Here is a 21,833-nt window from a genome sequence, read left to right as displayed (position 1 = left end):
CTCTATTTCTTATGATTCTTGATCACTAAGAGCGCTCTGCTTGAATTCGGTCCTGGGTTGTAGACCGTGTTCGTTCGATCGGAGGCGAAGTCAAGACTGTCACCGGCTTTGAGGAGGTGAACATCTGAGCCGATGTCGATGCCGAGGTACTCTGCCTGGCAGATCCACAGTTCGGTGCGATCGACCCCTGGAGGGACTCGTGTTCCGGTGCTTGACCCGGGCGGGAAGTCGAACAGGCAGACATCGACGTCTGCCATCTCTTCGCGGGTGATGACGTACTTGTCGACTCCGTTGTAGTCCAGGTGCCTGTATTCGTCGAACCGTACTATTCGGCCGCTCGGCTGGTCTGCCGGGAACAGATGGCCGATTGTCGTGCCCAGAGCCGCACACAATCGTGTCAGCGTGCTGAAGGTGATATCTGTGTTTCCTCGCTCGAGTTGGCTGATGAACGAGGTGCTCAATTGCGCTCTCGACGCTAGCTCACTTTGAGTCATCTTCTGCGATGTGCGCAGCTTCTTGATGGATTCCGCAAGGACCTGAGACGCGTCATTGCCTGACATGTACGGCTCACTCTTTTTGACGGATTCTGGTGACAGTGAAGCACTCTGAGCCATTTGCCCTCTTCTCCTTCGAAGTATGACAATAGTATGAAACAGATCACATTTTTACAAGAGTGTCACTGTATTTTTGGACATAGTTCACAATCACACTTAACCCGGCTGGCGCCTACCCAAGAGGTCACAGTAGCAAGCCCCGACGCCCTATTGTGCGGTCTGCGCGTTCTTTCGTTCGAGCCTCTTGCTGAGCTTCAGGCCTCGCTGGGCCCATTCGATCTCGCTGCGGGCTCGGGCGGCCAAACCCTCGTAGGCGAACTTCTTATACTCAATGGTGACTTCACGGTCTTCATCGGCCGTGACTGCCAGACGACGATTGAGCATCGGAGATTCGAGAGCTTCAATGGTGGCGATCTCGTCCTCCCAGACTTTGAGCTCGCTCGTCCAGTGAGCTATGTGCTCGTGGAGGAAGGTAAAGACGGCGTCCTGGTCAGCCGACTCGAGGTATGCGGCCCTCAAGTGAGCGGCGTCGCGTGTGCGCTGGTACTTCAACGGACTGTGCATCCAGTCAATGAAGGCCTGCTCCCCCGCCTCGGTGACATGGTAGACACGGCGCATTCCAGCAGATCCGCGAGTCTGCTCCTCAGCGATGATGAGCTCTTCTGTCGCCATCTTCCGCAGCTCGGGATAGATCTGCGAATCCGGGGCGTGCCACACGTGACCAACGGATTGGGAGAACTGCTTCTGCAGCTCGTAGCCGGACATCGGGCCGATGCGCAGCAACGCCAGGAGAGCGCTTCGGAGACTCATCGTGGTTCCTATTCTGTGAATCAGCGAGGGGGCCCGGGCCTGTTGCCCGAACCCCCTCAGACTACAACTCTCAGGCGTCTTGGCCGGTGCGCCACCCGCCACGGTAGGTCTGACGTGCAACCGTCGAATACGGAACGGGGCTCACGACGACACCGACCTCTGTCTGCTCGTGCTTCTCCACCGATGCCTTCGCTGTACCGCCATCGGGCTCGCCCCACACGACCTTGAGCTCAGCTCCCTCGGGAACGTCAGGATTGACCGTGGCCAAGGACAGACCTCGGCGCTCATTGGCCGAGTACCCCGTGAACATCGAGAAGCCGACGACATGGCCCTCGGCATCGACGACCGAGTCATAGTTCGCCGAACCGTAGTTGGCCAAGGGCAGGTCGAAGTACTTGTAATTCGGTCCATCGACATTGAGCGGGGAGGCCAGCACTTCACCCAGATCATCGGCATCCCAGGCCAGAGTCACCTTCTTACGCTGGGCTGCCGGATCCATGGCTTCCAAGGCACTGCGGCCGATGAAGTCGTGGTCGAACTTCACGAACGACCCGTAGCCGAGCTCCCATGGAGTCAGGTAATAGTCCTCGATGTTGTCGGAGACGAACGATCCGGCCAGGGTCCCGGTGGCTTCGTAGCTGTCGGCGCCGAGCCATTCGCGGTAGCCGCGCTCGGCCTCTCCGGAGTAGATGGCCGGCAGCGGCGAGGGGATCCACCCCGACTCCAGTGTGTTCGACGGGTAGGCCCGCGCGCCGACGGGCAGCAGACCGAACTCGGCACCCGCCTCGACGATGGCATCTCGGATCACGCCGTGATCCTCGTAGGGCCCCCAGATCTCGAGGCCGGGGGCACCGGCCATGCCGTGGCGCAGGGTGCGAACCTGTTTGCCGGCGATGGTCATGGTCGACATATTGAAGAATTTCAGCTTCTCCAGCTCGCCGCCGTTGAGCTTTTCGATGATCGCCCAGGCGTTGGGGCCTTGGATCTGGAAGCGGTAGTAGCGGCGGCTGACGGCGTGACCGTATGGCCGTGATGGGGACCTGCGGTCGACCTCGACGTCGAGGTTCGAGTAGCCGCCGGTCTCACCGTGATAGAGCAGCCAGTTCGATGCCGGTGAGCGTCCGACGTATACGTACTCGTCTTCGGCCTCGTGGAAGAGGATGCCGTCGCCGATGACGTGGCCGGATTCGGTGGTGGGCACGTACTGCTTGGCCTTGTTCACAGCGAACTTGGCGACGGAGTTGATCGCGGTGTCAGAGATCAGCTTGATGGCATCGGGGCCCTTGAGGAACACGTTGTCCATGTGGTGCGACTGATCGTAGAGGACAGCGGTCTCACGCCATGCCTTCTGTTCCTTGATCCAGTTGGTGAAGTCAGCGGGGACGACCGGATAGATGTACGAGCCGATCTGCGAATTGCGCAGATGGTCAACGGCATTGGTCGAATCGAGGATCTGCTGGAGATTGTCGGTCATGGTCGATGAACCTCTCTGTTCTTATCTCTGTGTGTGCCTGGCGTTCAGGCCTGTGCGGTGAAGTCTTGGACCCATTCGGCTGTGGCCGCGAGTCCGCCGAAGGTGTAGAAGTGGGTCTTGACCCCTGAGGACGCCGAGGTGATGGATTCGTAAGAGGTCAGATCCTTGAGGAATCGCTCCGGTCCGGCAGTGCCGATCAGATTCGTCAGCGAGAATCCGTACTTCTTTGCGATTCCCGCACTGGTGCCCACACCGAAGCGGCGGGCATAGCCCAGGAGTCGCTTGATGCCTGCGGGACCGGGGGTGCCGATGCGAAGGTCAGCCTCGATGCCGCGGCCGCGCACTTCATGGACCCACGCCACGACCGCCTCGGCGTCGAAGGCGAACTGAGTGAGGACGACTTGACCCAGCCCCTGTTCTACCAGGGACGCGCTCTTGGCCTCCATGTGCTCCCAAAGGCTCGCCGTGCTGATGTCCGGATGGCCCTCGGGGTAACCCGCGATTCCCACCTCGGTCACCCCGTATTCCTGCAGGATGCCGGTACGAATGACCGAGAGCGAATCGGAATAGGGGCCCTCGGGAGTTGCCGGGTCTCCCCCGACGACGAAGACATACTCGCTGGCTCCGGCCTGTTGCAGAGCCTGAAGAAACTCACGCAGCTCGGTCTCTGACTTCAACCTACGGGCCGAGATATGAGGAACGGGAACGAACCCGAGCTCGAGGACTTCCTTGGCGGCCTCGACACGCATCTGCAGGTTCTCGTTGCCGAGGAACGTGACGTTGACGCGCGTTCCCTGAGGAATCGCATGGGCAGCCTGCTGCAGGCTGGGGACGTCTTTGCCGGTCATCTCCAAGGAGAAGTCGTCCAGCACCTTGGTTGCGGTCGTTGCCTCCACGTGGCGATTCCTTTCGTGAACACTGCGGTGGGTTCTTAAAATCACTATACGCATAGGTATTTACCTATGTCCATAGGTAAATGATCTCCCGCAGGTAAACCGTCTCCCGCTGGTGGCACCTCGACTGGTGGCACCTGGGTGCAATGAGCACACTCGGCAATGCACAAGCATTGCTCGAGCCTGAAGCCACTGATAATGTGCTGAGCGTCACGCTTTCACTATCATCATAGGTATCCCGCAATGATGCGGGTGCTTATCTCACCTCAGAATCGGAGTATGCGGTGGACCTGCGCGAACGACTCAACACCTCTCGGATGTCGGCCTATCAATGGCTGATCGTCGGTATCTGCACCTTTCTCAACGCCCTGGACGGCTATGACGTCCTCGCCATCTCCTTCTCCTCGAATCAGGTCAGCGAGGAGTTCTCACTCTCGGGGACGGTGCTCGGATTGGTGATGAGTGCGGCGCTGCTCGGCATGGCGATCGGCGCCCTGGTCCTGGGCCCGGTTGCGGACCGGATCGGGCGACGGAACATGACGATTGTGGCTCTCATCGTCAATATCTGCGGTCTCTTCCTCTCCGCCACCGCCACCTCGGCGGCTCAGCTGGGCATCTGGCGCGTCGTCACAGGACTGGGTGTGGGCGGCATTCTGGTGGGCACCAATGTCATCTGCGCGGAGTACGCCTCCCGCAAGCGCCGCGGCCTGGTCATCAGCATCTACACCGCCGGCTACGGCATCGGTGCAGCTCTCGGCGGATCGGTGATGGTCTCACTCATCGCCACCTCAGGGTGGCGCGCGGTCTTCGTCCTCGGCGGATGCCTCGCCACGGTGTCCCTCATTCTCGTGCTGCTGCTGGTGCCGGAATCACCGTCCTATCTCTACAACCGGCAACCGGCGAACGCACAGAAGAACCTCGACGTCATTGCTCGGAAGCTGGGCTTCACCGACAGTGTTGATCTCTGTGCCACGAGCATCGCTGAGGAGAACGCGACGAGCGACTCGGGTGTCCTGGCTCTGTTCAACCGTCGCAACCGCCGGGTCACATTCGTCGTCTGGGCAACGTTCTTCATCGTGATGTTCGGCTTCTACTTCGTCAACTCTTGGACCCCGCGCCTCATGCACGAAACCGGGCTCACCGACACCTTGTCGATGATCGTCACTGTCGGACTGACCTTGGGCGGGGCCATCGGCTCTGTCATCTTCGGGCTGTTCACCTCGCGCTGGTCGACCCGGTCGGTGCTGACATGCTTCTCAGTGCTGGCCGCGATCCTGATGGCGGTGTTCATCTTCACCGCGCAGTGGATCGTCCTGGTCGTCATCGTCGGTGTCCTGGTCGGCATGTTCAGCAACGGCTGCATCGCCGGACTCTACGTTCTCACCCCGCAGTCCTACTCGTCTTCACTGCGGTCGACCGGTGTGGGCTGGGGAATCGGGATCGGTCGCTTCGGCGCGATCATCGCCCCGACGGCCACCGGTGCGATGCTCGACGGCGGATGGACTCCGCAGGCGATCTACGTCTTCGTCGGCGTGGTGCTTCTGCTGGCGGCAGTCGTGCTTCTGGGCATGCGCGGAGTCGATGTCGAGGCCAACCGTCGCCCGGACGCCAGAGAAGCTGCAGGAGTATAGCGGTCAGGTCATAGGCCCGATGTCTGCGGCACTGGATGGTGCGAGCGGAGTCGGCGGGTGTCAGTGGACCTGGAAGATGTCGATCCGCACGCCGTTGGGGCTGCGGACACCCGAGCCGATGAACAGGACGTCGCTGAGCCAGGCATACGGGCCCGACTGGTCGGCGCTCAGTCGCGGTAGGCAGCGGAAATAGATTCGCTCGGGGTCGACCTGTTCGCCATTCATCAACTTGTTCAGATCGCTGCTGCTGCCGGTGCGCAGTGCCCGATTCTCGACGAGGATGTGGTGCCCGTCATCGGTCTTGAGTACATAGTCTGCGGCAAGGTAGGCCACGGTCTCACTGGGGTATTGCTGGAAGTCGGCACCGGCGTCAAGCACCTCTCCGCGCAGTCCCGGGCCTGAGACTTTTCCGCCGCGGATCGGGGCGACCTTGCGCAACCCGTCGACCGTAGTGCCGATGGTGATCGGTGCGTCCACATCAACGTCAATGGTGGCTAAGTAGGACAAGTCCGGTGGGGTGATCCCGCTTGCGATTCCGGCGCCTTGAGGACCTGGTGCTTGTGGCATTGTCCTGCTTCCCTTCTGTGATCACCGCCGAGGTTGCCCCTCGGTGATCGGGGTCGTGTCGTCCGCGCTCACCGTCGGTCGAATCGCTGTCCGGAAGGGTTGCTCGACAGCAAGGAGAGGACGAAGAGAATGAGTGAACCGAAGAAGGGCACGATGCCGATCAGTATCACCCACCCGCTCAGGCTCACGTCGTGGAGTCTGCGCACACCGAGACCGATGTTGGGAAGGATAGTGACGAGGAAATACAGGAACAGCAGTGAGCTGATCAGTCCCGCACCGAATGTGGTTTCGTCGCTGATGTCGCCGTAGGCGTTCGTTCCAGCAGTTGCCACTTGGATCACACCGGCGAGGGCACCGCCGACACCGTAGATGACAAGACTGAGCAGCGCTATCCACCAGTACTCACTGCGACTGGCTCGCCCTGAGACGACAGCGTACTTGCGGAAATAGCGACCCACTGCGGCACTCGGCGTTGCGCCCAGCATTGGCGCGTCGGTGTTGCGTGTGGTCGTCCCAGCAGTGCTCTCATCCTGCGTGCTCGGACTATTCGTGAGCATGGGGTCGTGGGTCATGCATTCAGAATACTCGGACACGATTAGTGTGATCTGCAGTGGACTGACGCGGCCGGCCCGACTTCCCTACCCTCCGCGAAAGTAGGTTTTTCATCTCAATCGTGAACTGATCAGTCGTATCCTCGTGAATCACCCGCAGGAATGGTTCGTCTTCCCATTCGTCGACCATTTCTGAAAGTGTATGTCGATCCCTGCAGACCTCCATTCTGTTGTAAGGGGCGACAGCAGAAAGCCGGCGTTCCCCGACATCCTGCCTGCCCGATTCGACGTCTCACGGTAGAAGCCGCGTTCTCAGTTCTTGGAATGAGGTCACCCGCCAGTTGTGCACCCCACGCGTCGCCCGAAGACCAATGAGGTCTTCGGGCGACATGTGAGCAGTTGAGAGATCGCACTTTGTGCTGCACAACAGGAAACTTCACACTGCAGTTCGCTGATTTCCTGTGATTTTCTGAACGCTTCCTATCGCAGGTTCTGTCTGAGAGGTCCCTCCGTCTAAGTAGGAACGGCTCATGAATACTGCGACCGCGCCGAGGAGCGCAATCAACGCCCAAGCTGCAGCGATCAGATATGGGCCGGCACCGGGAACGAGGATGAGCGCCGAGGCGACCATCGGAGAGAGGCCGGCGCCCAATGCAGCAGCGAGTTGGTATCCGACAGACGCACCTGAATATCTGACCTGTGGTGGAAATAGCTCCGAAACGTAGGCTGCGATCGGTCCGTAGCACAAGCCCTGGACGAGGCCATTTCCAAGGATGATCGCGATCGCGTACTGGTGGACTTCCCCGCTGACGATGAGTAGCACGACTGGCAGCGCTAGCGCGGCCGCCACAATATGCGCCCCGATCAGGGTCAGCTTGCGACCGATTCGATCGCTGAGCCGAGCGACCAGAAAGGTGACGATCAAAGTGGTCAACGCTCCGAGCGCCTTCCAATTGAGTACCTCTGACTTGTCCTCACCAGCCGCCACGGCGACCGAAACGCCCCAGACTGTAGTCAGTCCCTGCGTGACATAAATGGTCATCGTAGCCATCAGTGCTACGATCACTTGTCGTTTGTAACTGGCAAAGACTGTAAGCAACGGGACCTTCCGCTCGTCGCTTTCCGATTCGAGTCGCTGAAACGCTGGAGTCTCACTCACTTTGAGACGAATCACGAGACCGACAACGATGAGCACAGCAGACAAGAGGAACGGCAGTCGCCAACCCCAAGTCGCGAATCCATCTCCTGTCAGCGTAGCTGTCAAAGACAGGACGAGGGTCGCCAGAATGGCACCGGCCGGACCACCGGCATTGGCGAATGCCGCGGCCAGACCGCGGCGATTCCTCGGTGCATGCTCCAACGCCATAAGGGCCGCTCCTCCCCATTCACCGCCGACCGCGACTCCTTGGACGATCCGAAGGACGAAAAGGGATATCGGTGCGATCATTCCGATCGATTCGGTCGATGGCATGAGCCCGATAACGACTGTGACGACCCCCATCATCACCATGGATACGATGAGTGCCTTCTTGCGACCCACACGGTCGCCGAAGTGCCCGAAGATTATGCCTCCGAGCGGTCGGGCCAGATAGCCTGCCGCTAGAGTACTGAACGAAGCAAAGAGCGAGAGCCCTGGACCCAATCCGGCGAAGAAGAGCTGTGCGAAGACAATCGACGACGCCGTGGCGTAGAGAATGAAATCGTAGAACTCGATTGCAGACCCAACGAAACTCGAAGCCAGGATTCGTCGCATCTCTGGAGTCTTGAGCGAAGTCTGCAGACCTTCGGAATCGACAACATCATTGTTGTTCGTCATTGTGCGTTCAGCTCCTGAGTGTCGCGCGTGTTGGTGTTGAAATAGACAAAGTGTCGAGGTCTTCCGGGACGAGGAACGTCCCAGGGAACTGTTCGCTCCCTCGAGACCAGACGGACTCGTCCGCAGAACCGGGTACTAGGTGGTGCAGTGCCAAAGTTCGCGCTCCGGCTTCGTCTGCGATCCGGATCGCACCATCGACTGAAGTATGTGACTTGTAGTGGTGGTCGCGCGACGCTATTCCTTCGTCATCGGTGCGGTGGCTGTATTTGTCTTCCACCCAGCTGAAGTCAATAGCTTCGTGCAGAAGCAGATCGGTCTCTCGAGCCAAACGCACCATGTTGGCTGTTTCACAGGTATCACCCGAAATGGTCACTGAACCGTATTCGCTGTCGAAGCGGAACGCGAACGCCGGCGCGATGGGCGGGTGCTCGACCAGGATTGCAGAGACGGTCACCAGGTCATCTGTGAAAATGACGAAAGGTTCCATATCGGGTGTCGGATGATCATTCGGGTGATAACCGGAATCCTCGGGTATCTCAATTTCGCGTGGGTCGAATAGCAGCTCTGGTGACGGTCGAAGAGAATCGAGGACCCGATCATTGATATCGGTGGCAAACGCCTCAACGATGCTCTTGAACATGCCGGCGACTCCAGGAGTCGGATTATCCGGAGCAACTGGTTTGGGCGTGGACTTCGCTCGCGGGGAGATTGGAGGGAGCGCTCCGCGCTGCCCCGGCCCGACGAGTGGGACAGGAGTGTCGACTCGTTGCTGAAGTTCGTGCATTCCGAATACGACGAGAGAGGGCAGGTCGATTGTATGGTCCGAATGCAAGTGCGTGATGAACACTCCGCCTAGGTCACCGAGATCCAATCCTGCTTGCCGGACCCTACGCCCGACTCCATGTCCGGCGTCAATGAGATAGAAACGGTCTCCAACGACAACCGCGGTGGAGATGCCGGCGCGGTCTTTGAGATCACCCTTCCACCATCGCGGTCCCCCCGCGGTACCCAGGGTGATGACTTTCATTGTGGATCTGTTCATTGTGAGGATGCCTCGTGCTTCATTGCGTAGATGAGTTGACTCTGTTCAGTCTTCCGCGACAAGATCGAAAAGAAAATCAAATTATTGTCACCAAGGACATAGGTAAAACCGATGAAGGATATTACCCTCCGACAGATCGAGTACTTTCTCGCCATCCTTGACCACGGTTCCCTCAGCGCTGCGGCCGCCGCATCCAACGTGTCTCAGGCGACAATGTCGGCAGCACTCAGCCAACTGGAGAAGCAGTTGAACGTCACTCTTGTTGCCCGCGGGCCAGCGAGACGTGCCCGACCGACAAGCGCCGGCAGGGAGTTCGGAATACGCGCCAAGTCGATTCTGGCCACAGTCACTGAAGCTGTAGATTCGGTCAGCGAAGACTCTGCCGTCCTTCATGGACCATTGCGCATCGGCTGCATCCCGACTGCAGCTCCGCGGATGCTTCCCGGAACTGCCTCAAATTTCGGCCGCCGATTTCCCAAGATTGATGTCAGCTTCGTCGAAGCCCACCCGACTACCATTCAGCAGATGATCCTGAGGGGTGAGATAGATCTGGCTGTGATGTATCGCAAGCAGGTTCAGATCGAGGGACTCCAAAAGCACCCATTGTCCGAAGTTCAGCTCCATGCAGTGGTTGCAGCAGATCATCCTTTGGCGGATCGCAGCGGAGTCGAAATCGCCGAGCTCATCGACGACCCGCTAATTCTCCTCGACTCGCCTCCAACCGCAGATCTACTCATCGGGCAGATCAGAGGCTTGGGGCACGAACCGAAGGTCAGATGGCTCCTGCCGAACGCGGAAACGATTCGCTCAATGGTGGCTTGGGGCCTCGGGTTCTCACTTGCCAATGCTGTGCCCCACCCAGAGATCCGGTCGTTTCAGGGCATGCGCGTGAGATATCTGCCTGTGACGAACCCCGAATTCTCTAACACGATTGTGGCAGTGACGATGGCAGAGGCGCGGGTGTCGAAGAAGGTGTCCACCGCGCTGGACGTGCTCAGCCGAGTCGCTGAGGATACCGATCCTTCACGATGGACGGCATGAGTGGAACGGAACTCAGCCATTTCACACAACGAGTCCCAGCTACACAACACGGCGCACTGCCCCGACGAACGGATGTCTTCATCTGTCGGGGCAGTGCGCTGCTCGTTTCGCTGTGGCCTCCGGGCGGCCTCGTCGTCTGGACCACTCTCGTGGCCTAGTCAGTAGTGTCCTGGCGGGTCACTGGCGGGGAATGATTCGTCTTCCCATTCGTCGACCATCTTGTCGTCGTGGTCGTGACGGCTCTGCGCGGCTTCTGACCTCTCAGCGGAACCGTCGGTCGCCTCGGCGGGGGAGATTGAGGACTCGTCCTGCCCGTTCTCTGGCTGGTGATTCTCAGACATGGCTGCACCTCCCCTCGGAATTCAGAGCTCGAACCTGGTATCACCATCATGCGCGCTCAATCACCTTTGCGATACTGCGCGACCATGATTGACATGAACCGTTGAGGACACATTTCCCACGATGACGGCGCGGACTGCATCGGTCTCCCGCTGTCTGGGCGATCCCGGAGTACCATGAGGGCCACGTACGATCTGAGCAAAGCGAGGTGTTGAGACATGACTGACGATCAGGATCAGCGGAAGAAGATCGAGAAGATCAACGACAAACTCGACGAGGTGGCTTCGAAGGCGAGCGGACCGGACGTCTCGTACGGATCAACTCCCGGATACGTTCAGGAACACGTCGAAGAGGAAGCCCGAACCGCTGCCGACGGCGAGGGCGTGAAGCTCTACCGCAACCCGGATGGCTCACATGAGGCCATCGACGAGTCGAAGATCGATCCGGAAGCGGTCTCCCACGACTCGAACGACTGACACTCACACGCCCCAAGCACGAAGCCCGACACCTGATCATCCAGGTGCCGGGCTTCATCTCTTAGGAACCAGCCGGAGTGAAGTCCGTGCTGCCGGCGAACTCCGGCCGCGGCTTCGGTGCGGCGAAAGGTTCGACGCATGTGTTCTCCACCGAGTTGTAGACGATGAAGATGTTCGACCTCGAATACGGGGTGACGTTGCCGTTCGAGGCGTGCATGCAGTTGGAGTCGAACATGACCGCACCACCGGCAGGTCCCTCGAGAACATCGATGCCGTAGGCATCGGCGAAGTCACTCAGCGTCTGCGGATCGGGAGTGCCCGCACCCTGCATGACCAGTGACTTCTTGTAATTGTCCTCCGGGGTGCCGCCGACACAGCTGATGTAGCGCTGATGCGAACCGGGCATGATCATCAGCGGCCCGTTGAACGAGTAGTTGTCAGTCAGCGACAATGACAGGCTCACTGCACGTGGCTCGGGCATGCCGTCCTCGGCGTGCCAGGTTTCGAAGTCGGAGTGCCAGGAGAACTCCTTGCCAACGAACCCGGGCTTGTAGTTGATGCGGCTCTGGTGGATGTAGACCTCGGACCCCAGCAGCTGCTCCGCGCGGGCGATGACCCGGGGATCATTGGCGATCTTACGAAAGATCTCATTGCTGCGGTGGATGTCGAAGATCGACCTGACTTCGTTGGACTTCGCCTCGACGATGGTGGCGTCATCGTCCTTGACCGTCGGGTCATTGGCCAGGCGGTGCAGTTCGGCCCGGAACGTCTCGAGTTCCTCCGGGGTGATGAGCTCGTCGATGGTGAGATAGCCCTTGTCATCGTAATGCTGCAGCGACTTCGCATCGAGGGGGCCCTGTTCGGCCGAGCCGAAGGCGATCGGACCCCTGCGGTCGAACACTTCAGTCGTCTCGCCGGTGCGAGTGGGGTAGAGATCCGTGGTTGTCGACGGTGAGAGTACTGTCATCGTGCTTCCCTCCTCGGATAGTGCGGAAGCCTCGTCGCTCCGGAACTGATTCTTAAGGGGAACGACAGGACCATTCCGCTTGTGCCGCCACCGTAACAGGGAGATGCTCTGGGCGAAAGCCGACAGGACCTCACCTCGTCACATCCTCACAGGCACCTGTCGTCCAAGCCCGTGAACGTCGATGGGCCACTTTCCACGAGGTCGAACCAGGGCCCGGTCTGCGGCAGTTCGTGAACGAAGAAGTAGCGGGCGGCAGCGATCTTGCCACTCAGCAGCCTCGAGTCACCACGCGAGTGCGCGGCGGCCTCGGCGGCCATACCCTGTTGCAGCCAGAGCCAGGCGATGACCGTGTGCCCGACCGCTTCGAGGTAGGTCCACGCATTCTCCAAGGCATGAACGGGTTCACCGGACTTCCACACAGCGGCGGTGACGGTCTCGACGCGGTCGATGGCTTCTCCCAACGCGACGGATTCGGCCTTCCACGAGGTCGAAGCGCCCGCCTCGGCGAGGATGGATCGCATCTCCGTCAGAAGCACCTTGAGCCCTTCTCCCCCACCCATGATGACTTTACGGCCCAGGAGATCCTTGGCTTGGATGCCGTGTGTGCCTTCGTGGATCGGGTTGAGTCGATTGTCGCGGAAGAGCTGCTCGACGGCATGGTCGCGGGTATAGCCGGCCCCGCCGAGGACCTGAATCGCGTGGTCATTGGCTTTCAGCCCCCACACGCTTGGCCAGGTCTTCACTATCGGGGTGAGCACGTCGAGGAGGAGGGCTGCGCGTGCACGGTCGGCCTCGGTGTCTGCGGTTTCGGATTCGTCGAGAAGCCTGGCGGCGTAGAGGATGAGGCCGAGGCCTCCTTCGACGTAGCTCTTCGAGGACAAGAGCATGCGGCGGACATCGGCGTGTTCGATGATCGGCACCTGCGGGGAATCCTTGCCGCGGCCATCGTCTGAACGACCCTGGCGACGGTCACGCGCGTAGCGCAGGGCGTCGAGGTAGCCGTGGTAGCCGAGAGCGACGGCTCCGGCGCCGACACCGATGCGCGCCGAGTTCATCATGTGGAACATGTAGGACAGGCCCTTGCCACGCTCCCCCACGAGGTAGCCGACAGCACCCGATGCACCGTGCGGTGTGTGGGTGCCCTCGCCGAAGTTGAGCAGCGTGTTCGTGGTCCCGCGCCAGCCCATCTTGTGGTTGAGGCCTGAGAGCACGACGTCATTGCGTTGCCCGAGGCTGCCGTCTTCGTTGACGAGGTGCTTGGGGACGATGAAGAGGCTGAGCCCCTTGGTTCCGAGTCCGTCGCCCTCGGCCCGGGCGAGGACGAGGTGGACGATGTTCTCGGACAGTTCGTGGTCGCCGCCGGAGATCCACATCTTCGTCCCATGCACCCGGTAGGTGCCTTCGGGGCCGTTAGGGTCGGGGACGGCTCGTGTGGTGACGTCGCCGAGTGAGGAGCCGATTTCGGGCTCGGACAGGCACATGGTGCCGAAGAACCGCCCCTCGATCTCGGGGAAGACGAAGGTCTCGATCTGCTCTTGTGTCCCGTATTCGAGCAGCAGGCTCGCATTGGCCATGGTCAGCATCGGGTAGCTCGATGTCGCGATATTGGCCGATTGGAACCAGATGAAGCAGGCCGTGGCCACGGTCTGGGGCAGCTGGATGCCTCCGACCTTCTCGTCCATGGTCGCCGAGAGCAATCCGACGTCGGCGAATCGGTCCAGTGCGGTCTTGATCTCGGGGATGAGGGTGACGCTCTCACCGTCGAAGGTCGGTTCGTTGAGATCGGACTTCCTCGCATGCGGGGCGAAGTGCTCCTTGGCCAGTTCCTCACTGGCAGCCAGTACGGAGTCGAAGGTTTCACGGGAGTGCCCGGAAAATCGTTCACGCTCACAGAGCTCGTCGACGCGCAGCCAGTCATAGAGGAGGAACTCGATGTCTGCTGACGAGAGCAGGGAGTCAGTGGAAGCAGGAGGGGCAACCTTGTCCAGGTTCTGATCGTTCACGAACCTCAGTCTAAACTAATTGATCGTTAAGCAGAGGGTGCGTCGGTCACCGCTCTCATGGGGAAGTCTGCCTCAACCTGCATCCGCTCAATCCTCTAGGCTTTCCAGGACAGTCCGCCCTGCTCTCAGAACACCCCAATATTCCCGGAAAGGTCGTCACGTCATGGCATCCACTTCAGGCATTCCGACTGCCGAGACCCCACCCACGACTTCGTCGAAATTCGGGCAGGTCCTGCGCAACTATCGGTTCCCGCTGTTCATCCTCACCGGCGTCGTCATCGGAGCGATCATCGGGCTGATCTTCGGCGAGAAGGCCACGGTCATCAAACCCTTCGGCACTCTGTTCATCAACATGATGTTCACCCTCGTCGTGCCGCTGGTCTTCTTCTCCATCTCCTCGGCGGTGGCAGGGATGTCCTCGGCCACGCGCTTGGGCAAGATCCTGGGCAGCATGCTCGGCATCTTCGCCATCACCGGCATCATCGCCTCGATCGTGATGATCGCGGCCCTGTGGATCACCAAGGCCACCGAGGGAGTCCAGGTCGAGATGACCCAGCCCAAGGACGTGGAAGAGGTCGGGTCGATCGGCGATCAGCTGGTGTCGACCTTCGTCGTCGATGACTTCTCGAAGATCCTCTCCGCCGAACACATGCTCGCCCTCATCGTCTTCGCCGTCATCGTCGGCATCGCCACGTCGAAGATCGGCCCGACGGGCAAACCGTTCGCTGCGTTCCTCCATTCCGGCTCCGAGGTCTTCCTCAAATTCACCGCGATCATCATGTACTACGCCCCGATCGGCCTGGGCGCCTACTTCGCGGCCCTCATCGGTGAGCTCGGGGCACAGCTGGTCGGCGATTACGTCCGTGCCTTCCTCGTCTACTATCCGGTGGCGATCGCCTACTTCATTCTCGCCTTCACGCTCTACTCCTTCCTCGCCGGCGGCCGACGCGGGATCACCGCGTTTTGGTCGAACATCATCGAACCGACGGCGATCTCCTTGGGAACGTCCTCCTCGGTAGCGGCGATCCCGGCCAATCTGCGAGCCGGCAAGCGCATCGGCGTGCCCCGCGATATCCGGGAGACGATCATCCCGATCGGTGCGACGATCCACATGGAGGGCTCGAGCCTGTCCGCGATCCTCAAGATCGCCTTCCTCTTCGCCGTCTTCGGCCGCGACTTCTTCACCCCCGGCAACATCCTCATCGGCATCGCCGTGGCACTGCTGGCCGGGATGGTCATGGCAGGCATCCCCTCGGGCGGGTTCATCGGCGAGCTGATGATCATCACTCTCTACGGCTTCCCGGCCGCAGCCCTGCCCATCATCCAGATCATCGGCACCGTCATCGATCCCCCGGCCACCACCGTCAACGCGGTCGGCGACCAGGCCAGTTCCATGATGGTCGCGCGCGTGCTCGACGGGAAGGACTGGATGGACAAGGCCGATGATTCGGAGATCTCCCCCGCCGAGGTGGCTTCCCCCGAGAATTCTTGATCTCGCGAGAATTCTTGATCACGATCCTATTTCGACATCTTCCTTGAAAGAGCCCTTGTCAGGGCCATTGATGCGACTTTTCCACAAGGTTCCATGCGAATATCTCAAAGTTGCGACCTCATCGCAATGTGAAATTCGCAGAACTGCAACAGTCACTGAGAGTTTTCTCAGGGACCGTTGTTCGTCGCTCACCTGCAAAGACGATAATCAGCTGGATCGATGACATATCACTGACGGTCACTCGCACTGACCGTCACAGCAGGAGGCAACGACGCTATGAACACCACCTTTCGCAAACGAGCAACAGCACTGTCAGTCGCCGCGATCGCCGGATTTGCGGGAGTCGCGCTCACCGGCGGATCCGCGCTGGCTGCAACGAACTCCACAGCAGATTCCGGGTCCGGCGCCGAAGCCAACGTTGCCCGCGATGCGCACAGCGATGGCCATCCGAGGAATGCGTCCGGCTACGCGGATGCGCTTGTGAAGGCGTGGGGTGTCGGCTCCGACGAGGAGGTCAACGAATACGCCACACCCGGCGTCGTCGAAGCCCTGACCGAGCATGGTGACGAGCATGCGACTCAGTGGGATCGCATCGCGGCTGACGGGGCCGACGAGTCGTCCTCCGTGGTCTACAAGAACAAGGTCACCGGAGAACTGCTGACCTTCGGTGTCAACAACGAAGCCGCGACTCATGGCCTGCACCCCGCGGTTCACCACGTCTACTTCAAGGACCGCACCCAGCCGTCTCACTGAACCTCCCGACAGCGGGTGGCAAGTAGACTCGGGAACCATGGTTGACCTGAACGCATTGCCCCGCCGCCGATACACCCACGGACCCACCGCGCTTGAGCATCTCGAGCACCTGAGCTCGCAGTTGGGCGGTCCGCGGATCTGGATCAAACGTGATGACCAGTTGGGTCTGACTCAAGGTGGGAACAAGACTCGTAAGCTCGAGTTCCTCATCGCCGATGCCCTGGCACAAGGGGCTGACACCCTCGTCACCGCGGGCGGGGTGCAGTCCAACCACTGTCGACTCACGCTCTCGGCAGCCCGGCGTGAGGGGCTCGAATGTCATCTGGTCCTCGAGGAGGATCTCGGTTCCGAGGGCGCGCCGATCCCAGCGGATGCCGGTGGCAATCCACCGGAGCACACGGGCAATTTTCTGCTCTTCGACCTCCTCGGCGCGGATTCGGTTGAGGTTCATCCCAACGGCAGTGACCTCATTGCTCGTGCCACCGAGTCGGCCGGCGAGCTCAAGGCTCAGGGCCGCAATCCATATGTCATCCCGGTCGGCGGCTCGAACGTCACCGGCGCACTGGGCTATGTCGACTGCGCACAGGAGCTGCTTGCCCAGTTCGCCGAGGTGGGCCTGGACGTATCGTCGATCGTTGCCCCGAGTGGGTCCGCTGGAATGCAGGCCGGACTCGTCGTCGGCCTCCACGCCGCCGGCAGTGTGATTCCCGTGGTCGGCATCAATGTCAGTCGCACGCAGGAGGACCAGGAGCCGAAGATCGTCAACCTCGTCGACGAGGTGGCCTCGTTCCTTCACCTGCCGGCAGTCCCCCGCGAACGCAGTCTCGGCCTGGGCGACTACTTCGGCACCGGGTATGCGCTGCCGACCCCGGAGATGGTCGAAGCCGTGCGACTCCTCGCTCAGACCGAAGGCATCCTGCTTGATCCGGTCTACACCGGGAAGGCCGCGGCCGGCCTCATCGATCTGGTCCGTCAGGGGCGGTTCGGGCCCGACGACAACGTGGTCTTCATCCATTCGGGTGGAGTGCCCGGACTCTATGCTCGCGCCGGAGCATTCGCATAGTCTGGAACCAACGACGAACGTCTTCTCAATTGACCTATTTGTGTGACTCACCTACCTGGAGGACAACACCATGACAGTCTCGACCGCTGATCTCTGGGACGAACGAGGACCAGAACTGGATTCGATCGCTTTGAACTTCGGTGACTTCGGCGCCAAGGACTCGTTCTCCGGTCCGGCTCGAACCGTGCGCTGCTACCAGGACAATGCGCTGGCGAAGACGACTCTGTCCCAGCCCGGCGACGGGGCCGTGCTCATCATCGATGGCGGCGGTTCGATCGCGACTGCACTCATGGGTGACATGATCGCCGAACTCGCCGTGAGCAACGGCTGGGCAGGTGTCGTCATCAACGGAGCCGTCCGCGATCGAGTCGCGCTGTCGTCGATGGGCTTGGGAATCAAAGCCTTGGCCAGCAACCCGCGCAAGAGTTCCAAGACCGGTGACGGTGAGCTCGATGTGACTCTCGAAATCGGTGGAGCCACCATTCGCCCCGGCGCAATGGTGTTCGCCGATCCTGACGGAGTCGTCGTCGAGAAATAGCGAGGCGGGCATCCTGGCCAGGCATCCTGCTGAGCGCGAAGATTCTCACAAGACGATAAGGGTGCGATGCAGTGCGGGATTTCGCGAAGTAGAGTTTCGGCCAGGAGCCACGGCCTTCACGAGTCATCGATGATCTCCGCCGTTGGTCAGACCGGCTGCGTTCTCAATGACGAAAGGGCCGACTCTTATGAAGGCAGCACGATTCTATGATCGCAATGACATCCGAATTGAAGACATTCCCGAGCCCGAACTGAAGCCCGGAACCGTCGCAATCGACGTAGCGTGGTGCGGAATCTGCGGGACCGACCTGCACGAGTACCTCGAAGGCCCGATCTTCGTCCCACCAGAGGGACACCCGCATCCGATTTCGGGTGAATCCGCACCGGTGACCATGGGCCACGAATTCTCGGGAACAAATCACCAGCCTCGGCGAGGGCGTCTCTGATCTTGAGGTGGGACAGAACGTCGTCGTCGAGCCCTACATCATCGGCGAAGATGTCGATACGAGCATCGGGGAGAGCTATCAGCTTTCGCAGGATATGAACTTCATCGGGCTCGGTGGTGGCGGCGGTGGACTGTCGGAGAAGATCGTCGTACAGCGGCAGTGGGCCCATCCGATCGGTGAGATCCCCCTCGATCAGGCCCCCTCCACGATCGAACTCGTCCGCAGCGGGAAGATCGACCTCTCCCCCTTCATCACCGGGCGCATTGGGCTCGATGAGTTGGTCTCGGGCGGCTTCGACGAGCTCATTAACAACAATGAGCAGCACGTGAAGATCATCGTCGATCCTCGAACCTGATCTGCCAGACGATGTCCTGCTTGGGCTCCGCCTCAACTGGGGTGGAGCCCAAGCGGTTTCAACGCTCGACTACTTGCATAGTATGATTCGGTCATGGCTAGCGAACTTCAGGCATTGGCAGCGTGGACCTTCACCTCCGAGTGCCCCATTCCAGATGACCTGAGTCCGATCCTGGTTGCAGGAGAGACTCCGGTCGCTGCATATAGAACGATCCGCGACTCGGCGATCTTCACGAACAAGAGACTCATCATTCGCGACGCGCAGGGCCTGACAGGTAAGAAGATCGAGATGTATTCGATCCCCTATTCGTCCATCAACATGTGGTCGAGTGAGAACAGCGGAAAGCTCGACTTCAACGCCGAGCTCGAGCTGTGGACCCGGGCCGGTCACCTGAAGATCAGGATCGGCAAGGGCCTCGATGTCCGCAGGCTCGACAACCTCATCGCTCAGGCCGTCATCGGGTGATCCGGTCCGGAGCCAGATGAGATCGGTCGAGCGCTTGCGCTTCCGCGCGTGCTTGCGATTCAGCGATGCACTGAGTCGAAGTCCTGGTCAGCCGAGTCCCACACCGTGTCCGATGCGACGGCCTCGCCGCTTTTGGTCAGGTCCTTCACGGTGTCGGTGCTGAACATGTATGACCAGGTGCCTTCATCGGTGGTGCCGGTGACCATGAGCATGTCATAGTCGAACTCGGCGTTTCCTGCGCCTTGAACCGCGTCGGCGGTGGCCTTCTTATCGGTGTTCGGCTGTCCGGATGAGGGGAACTCGACGTGCAGGCGGTCGACGTCTCTTTCATGGTCGAAGTCCGGGTTGCTCTCGGACTCGCGGTGCACATGAGCCTCATCGATGCTGCCGCGAAGATAGTCACCGAGCGCATCGGTGCTGTCGAAGTCGCTGGTGGGCACCTCGGCGCTCTGTCCGGGTTCGATGTCACTCGTGTCGGACTCTTTGGCGCTGCAGCCGCCGAGCGCAAGGGCACAAGTCACGGTCAATGCCGAGACGAGATGAGGAACAGACTTCATGGTTCCACCCTATCGACATCCGGCCGGCTCCCTGCACTCCGGGTGGCCCTCAAACCCTGTCGCCGATAGCTCATTCCGAGCAGAATCCCAGGAGCTTTCACAGCCGCCAGAACTATCATGGGTCTACGAAATCTGCGTTGAATCGGGGCGAAACATCATGACCGCAGAAGTGAAGAAATCACACAGATACATCAATCCGATCAGCCATCTGGCAAAACGATTCACGAGTGTGAATATCGGCCAAGGTCAGAAGGTCGGCTACACCGAGGACCATTCGGAGTCCCGTCTTCAGCCCATTGCCATGCATGAGGGAGTGAAGCTCTATCTCAATCCCGATGGCTCACATGAGGCTGTTGACGAGTCGAAGGCAGGCGACACCTTCGGCTGACATCGCTCAGTTGAGATCAGACGAGAACCTCGATGAGTCGCGGGCCCGAATCGGCCAGGCCTGCGCGGAAATCGCGATCAAGGTCTTCGATGGTCTCGACTCGCGTCGCCGGTACACCCATGCCGTAGGACAGCGAGACCCAGTCGATGGCAGGATTGCCGATGTCGAGCAGAGATTCTGCCTTCGGCCCGAAATCGGGGACGCCGACATTGGACATCTCATTGCGCAGAATCTGATATTTCCGATTGGCGAAGATGAGGACGACGATGTCGAGCTGCTCCCGTGCATAAGTCCACAGAGACTGCGGATTATACATTCCCGAACCGTCGGATTCCAGGACGATGACCTTCCGGTCGGGACTCGAGATCGCAGCCCCAGCACCGACGGGAAGTGCCCAGCCGATGGATCCGCCGGTGCCGCCGAGGTAGTCGTGGGGTTGTGACCCGGCCGTCTGTGCGTAGAAATCCCGGCCCGTGGTGATGGATTCGTCGAGGACGATCGCATTCTCGGGGATGGCACCCGAGAGCCACGCGGCGAGCTTCGCCGCAGTGATGGTGCCGCTGGGAACAGGCGCCGGAGCCAACTCCGCGCGCAGAGAAGACCGCTTAAGTGAACTTCCGGCTGCCCCGGCGAGGTGATTGTCCGCCGATCCAGCCCCGACTGCCTCGTGAAGGTATTCAAGTGCCTGCAGCGAGTCGGCGCCGATCGGACTGAGCGTGAAGAAGGTGGTGCCCGGTGCGGTGAGCACGCTCGGCTTATCGGGGTAGGCGAAGAAGGCGACGGGCGGTTTCGCATCGACGAAGATGAGCGAGTCGAAGTTCTTCAGGAGCTCGACAGACGGCTCGACCGGGTACGGAATCTTCGTCACCATCGGCCGACCGGCACCTCGTTCGGTCCGTGCGGCAAAGGTCTCTGCCAGCAAAGTCGCACCAGTCGCCTCGGCGATCTGGACAGCCACCTCCAACTGCGACGAGCGCAGGGCACGCCCGCCGAGGAGGATGGCTGTGCGTGGGCCTGAAGCTCGCAGTCGGACTGCTGCGGCTTCGATCTCGGACGGATTGGCTGAGGCCGGGGTGGGCGCGATCGCGTTCGGTGGCTGCGTGTACTCATCGGCACTATTCCACGCAGTGTCGGCGGGGAGGATGAGCGAGCTGATCTGGCCCGAGAGACTGTAGCCGATGGCATCCGCGGCATCCTTGGCGATCGAGTTCGCCGATGGTGATGTGCGCACCCAGTTGCTGAAGGGCCGCAGTGCGCCTTCGATGTCAGAGGTCAGCGGTGCGTCAAGGCTCCGATGGTAGCCGGCATGATCGCCGATGATGTTGACTATCGAGGCCCGGGCCCGCAGAGCGTTGTGGAGACTGGAAAGACCATTGGCGGCACCTGGACCCAAATGCAGCAGGGTGGCCGCGGGCTTGTCGAGCATCCGCGAGTAGCCGTCGGCAGCTCCAGTGACGACGCCTTCGAAGAGACCGAGCACACCGCGGACATGAGGCTGTCGATCCAGAGCAGCCACGAAATGCATCTCCGAGGTGCCAGGGTTGGCGAAGCAGACCTCGATTCCGTTGTGACCCAGCGTCTCCAGCAGGCTCTCGGCGCCATTCATGCCATCA

The 21,833-nt window shown here is 60.4% G+C and carries 22 protein-coding genes and 1 pseudogene; 10 read left to right on the top strand and 13 right to left on the bottom strand.

The window, feature by feature from the left end; all coding sequences use genetic code 11:
- Window positions 1–2: 2 nt before the first annotated feature.
- The 4 genes from JFC13_RS00775 to JFC13_RS00760 form a co-directional block, all read right to left on the bottom strand.
- Complete coding sequence (locus tag JFC13_RS00775; protein WP_198395212.1) at window positions 3–560, bottom strand: XRE family transcriptional regulator; 558 nt, start codon at window positions 558–560, stop codon at window positions 3–5.
- A gap of 201 nt (window positions 561–761) precedes the next feature.
- The gene (locus JFC13_RS00770) at window positions 762–1,364 is read right to left on the bottom strand and encodes a PadR family transcriptional regulator (protein WP_198395211.1); all 603 of its coding nucleotides are present in this window, start codon (window positions 1,362–1,364) and stop codon (window positions 762–764) included.
- Between the two features lie 70 nt (window positions 1,365–1,434).
- On the bottom strand, window positions 1,435–2,838 hold the full coding sequence (gene ligM / locus JFC13_RS00765) for a vanillate/3-O-methylgallate O-demethylase (protein ID WP_198395210.1): 1,404 nt from the start codon (window positions 2,836–2,838) through the stop codon (window positions 1,435–1,437).
- 44 nt (window positions 2,839–2,882) lie between these two features.
- The gene (locus JFC13_RS00760) at window positions 2,883–3,734 is read right to left on the bottom strand and encodes a methylenetetrahydrofolate reductase (RefSeq protein ID WP_198395209.1); all 852 of its coding nucleotides are present in this window, start codon (window positions 3,732–3,734) and stop codon (window positions 2,883–2,885) included.
- 281 nt (window positions 3,735–4,015) lie between these two features.
- On the opposite strand from JFC13_RS00760, the gene JFC13_RS00755 reads away from it, so the two are divergent.
- The gene (locus JFC13_RS00755; RefSeq protein WP_198395208.1) at window positions 4,016–5,362 is read left to right on the top strand and encodes an MFS transporter; all 1,347 of its coding nucleotides are present in this window, start codon (window positions 4,016–4,018) and stop codon (window positions 5,360–5,362) included.
- A 60-nt stretch (window positions 5,363–5,422) separates the two neighbouring features.
- Here the strand turns inward: JFC13_RS00755 and JFC13_RS00750 are convergent, their stop codons facing one another.
- The 4 genes from JFC13_RS00750 to JFC13_RS19205 all read right to left on the bottom strand — a co-directional run bounded on the left by JFC13_RS00750 (window position 5,423) and on the right by JFC13_RS19205 (window position 8,936).
- Window positions 5,423–5,929, bottom strand: a complete 507-nt coding sequence (locus tag JFC13_RS00750) for a DUF3237 domain-containing protein (protein ID WP_198395207.1) — start codon at window positions 5,927–5,929, stop codon at window positions 5,423–5,425.
- Between the two features lie 68 nt (window positions 5,930–5,997).
- A complete protein-coding gene (locus JFC13_RS00745; RefSeq protein WP_232488022.1) occupies window positions 5,998–6,501 on the bottom strand; it encodes a DUF805 domain-containing protein in 504 nt (167 codons plus the stop codon).
- Between the two features lie 415 nt (window positions 6,502–6,916).
- Window positions 6,917–8,296 carry an MFS transporter gene (locus JFC13_RS00740; protein ID WP_198395206.1) on the bottom strand — a complete coding sequence of 460 codons (1,380 nt, stop codon included), beginning with the start codon at window positions 8,294–8,296 and terminating at the stop codon, window positions 6,917–6,919.
- A gap of 7 nt (window positions 8,297–8,303) precedes the next feature.
- Window positions 8,304–8,936: an MBL fold metallo-hydrolase gene (locus tag JFC13_RS19205; RefSeq protein ID WP_232488160.1), complete on the bottom strand. Its 633-nt coding sequence runs from the start codon at window positions 8,934–8,936 to the stop codon at window positions 8,304–8,306.
- A gap of 513 nt (window positions 8,937–9,449) precedes the next feature.
- On the opposite strand from JFC13_RS19205, the gene JFC13_RS00730 reads away from it, so the two are divergent.
- Window positions 9,450–10,379 (top strand): LysR family transcriptional regulator, encoded by a 930-nt coding sequence (locus JFC13_RS00730; RefSeq protein WP_198395204.1) that lies wholly within the window; start codon window positions 9,450–9,452, stop codon window positions 10,377–10,379.
- 158 nt (window positions 10,380–10,537) lie between these two features.
- Here JFC13_RS00730 and JFC13_RS00725 read toward each other — a convergent pair whose 3' ends face one another.
- Window positions 10,538–10,720 carry a hypothetical protein gene (locus JFC13_RS00725; protein ID WP_198395203.1) on the bottom strand — a complete coding sequence of 61 codons (183 nt, stop codon included), beginning with the start codon at window positions 10,718–10,720 and terminating at the stop codon, window positions 10,538–10,540.
- Window positions 10,721–10,936: 216 nt separating this feature from the next.
- Here JFC13_RS00725 and JFC13_RS00720 point away from each other — a divergent pair, with 216 nt between their 5' ends.
- Window positions 10,937–11,194 carry a hypothetical protein gene (locus tag JFC13_RS00720; RefSeq protein WP_198395202.1) on the top strand — a complete coding sequence of 86 codons (258 nt, stop codon included), beginning with the start codon at window positions 10,937–10,939 and terminating at the stop codon, window positions 11,192–11,194.
- A gap of 61 nt (window positions 11,195–11,255) precedes the next feature.
- Here the strand turns inward: JFC13_RS00720 and thpD are convergent, their stop codons facing one another.
- On the bottom strand, window positions 11,256–12,161 hold the full coding sequence (thpD, locus tag JFC13_RS00715; RefSeq protein ID WP_198395201.1) for an ectoine hydroxylase: 906 nt from the start codon (window positions 12,159–12,161) through the stop codon (window positions 11,256–11,258).
- Between the two features lie 146 nt (window positions 12,162–12,307).
- Complete coding sequence (locus JFC13_RS00710) at window positions 12,308–14,164, bottom strand: acyl-CoA dehydrogenase (protein WP_332839298.1); 1,857 nt, start codon at window positions 14,162–14,164, stop codon at window positions 12,308–12,310.
- 163 nt (window positions 14,165–14,327) lie between these two features.
- Between JFC13_RS00710 and JFC13_RS00705 the strand changes: the two genes are divergently transcribed.
- From JFC13_RS00705 to JFC13_RS00680, 6 genes and pseudogenes are all read left to right on the top strand, one after another.
- A complete protein-coding gene (locus JFC13_RS00705) occupies window positions 14,328–15,656 on the top strand; it encodes a dicarboxylate/amino acid:cation symporter (protein ID WP_232488021.1) in 1,329 nt (442 codons plus the stop codon).
- Between the two features lie 276 nt (window positions 15,657–15,932).
- Complete coding sequence (locus JFC13_RS00700) at window positions 15,933–16,409, top strand: hypothetical protein (RefSeq protein ID WP_198395200.1); 477 nt, start codon at window positions 15,933–15,935, stop codon at window positions 16,407–16,409.
- A gap of 37 nt (window positions 16,410–16,446) precedes the next feature.
- Window positions 16,447–17,472 carry a D-cysteine desulfhydrase family protein gene (locus JFC13_RS00695; RefSeq protein WP_198395199.1) on the top strand — a complete coding sequence of 342 codons (1,026 nt, stop codon included), beginning with the start codon at window positions 16,447–16,449 and terminating at the stop codon, window positions 17,470–17,472.
- 70 nt (window positions 17,473–17,542) lie between these two features.
- Window positions 17,543–18,010: a ribonuclease E activity regulator RraA gene (gene rraA / locus JFC13_RS00690; RefSeq protein ID WP_198395198.1), complete on the top strand. Its 468-nt coding sequence runs from the start codon at window positions 17,543–17,545 to the stop codon at window positions 18,008–18,010.
- Window positions 18,011–18,197: 187 nt separating this feature from the next.
- Window positions 18,198–18,810: pseudogene (locus JFC13_RS00685) on the top strand (alcohol dehydrogenase catalytic domain-containing protein).
- A 93-nt stretch (window positions 18,811–18,903) separates the two neighbouring features.
- Window positions 18,904–19,275 carry a PH domain-containing protein gene (locus JFC13_RS00680; RefSeq protein WP_198395197.1) on the top strand — a complete coding sequence of 124 codons (372 nt, stop codon included), beginning with the start codon at window positions 18,904–18,906 and terminating at the stop codon, window positions 19,273–19,275.
- Between the two features lie 59 nt (window positions 19,276–19,334).
- Here the strand turns inward: JFC13_RS00680 and JFC13_RS00675 are convergent, their stop codons facing one another.
- The gene (locus JFC13_RS00675; RefSeq protein ID WP_198395196.1) at window positions 19,335–19,832 is read right to left on the bottom strand and encodes a hypothetical protein; all 498 of its coding nucleotides are present in this window, start codon (window positions 19,830–19,832) and stop codon (window positions 19,335–19,337) included.
- A gap of 157 nt (window positions 19,833–19,989) precedes the next feature.
- On the opposite strand from JFC13_RS00675, the gene JFC13_RS00670 reads away from it, so the two are divergent.
- A complete protein-coding gene (locus JFC13_RS00670) occupies window positions 19,990–20,220 on the top strand; it encodes a hypothetical protein (protein WP_198395195.1) in 231 nt (76 codons plus the stop codon).
- 16 nt (window positions 20,221–20,236) lie between these two features.
- On the opposite strand, the gene JFC13_RS00665 is transcribed toward JFC13_RS00670, so the two are convergent.
- Complete coding sequence (locus tag JFC13_RS00665; RefSeq protein ID WP_198395194.1) at window positions 20,237–21,826, bottom strand: acetolactate synthase large subunit; 1,590 nt, start codon at window positions 21,824–21,826, stop codon at window positions 20,237–20,239.
- Window positions 21,827–21,833 lie beyond the last annotated feature (7 nt).

This window comes from Brevibacterium antiquum (genome assembly GCF_016107655.1).
In the GTDB taxonomy this organism is placed as follows: Bacteria; Actinomycetota; Actinomycetes; order Actinomycetales; family Brevibacteriaceae; genus Brevibacterium; species Brevibacterium antiquum.
The sequence above is the reverse complement of the archived record's forward strand: the minus strand, read 5'-3'. Positions and strand labels throughout refer to the sequence as shown.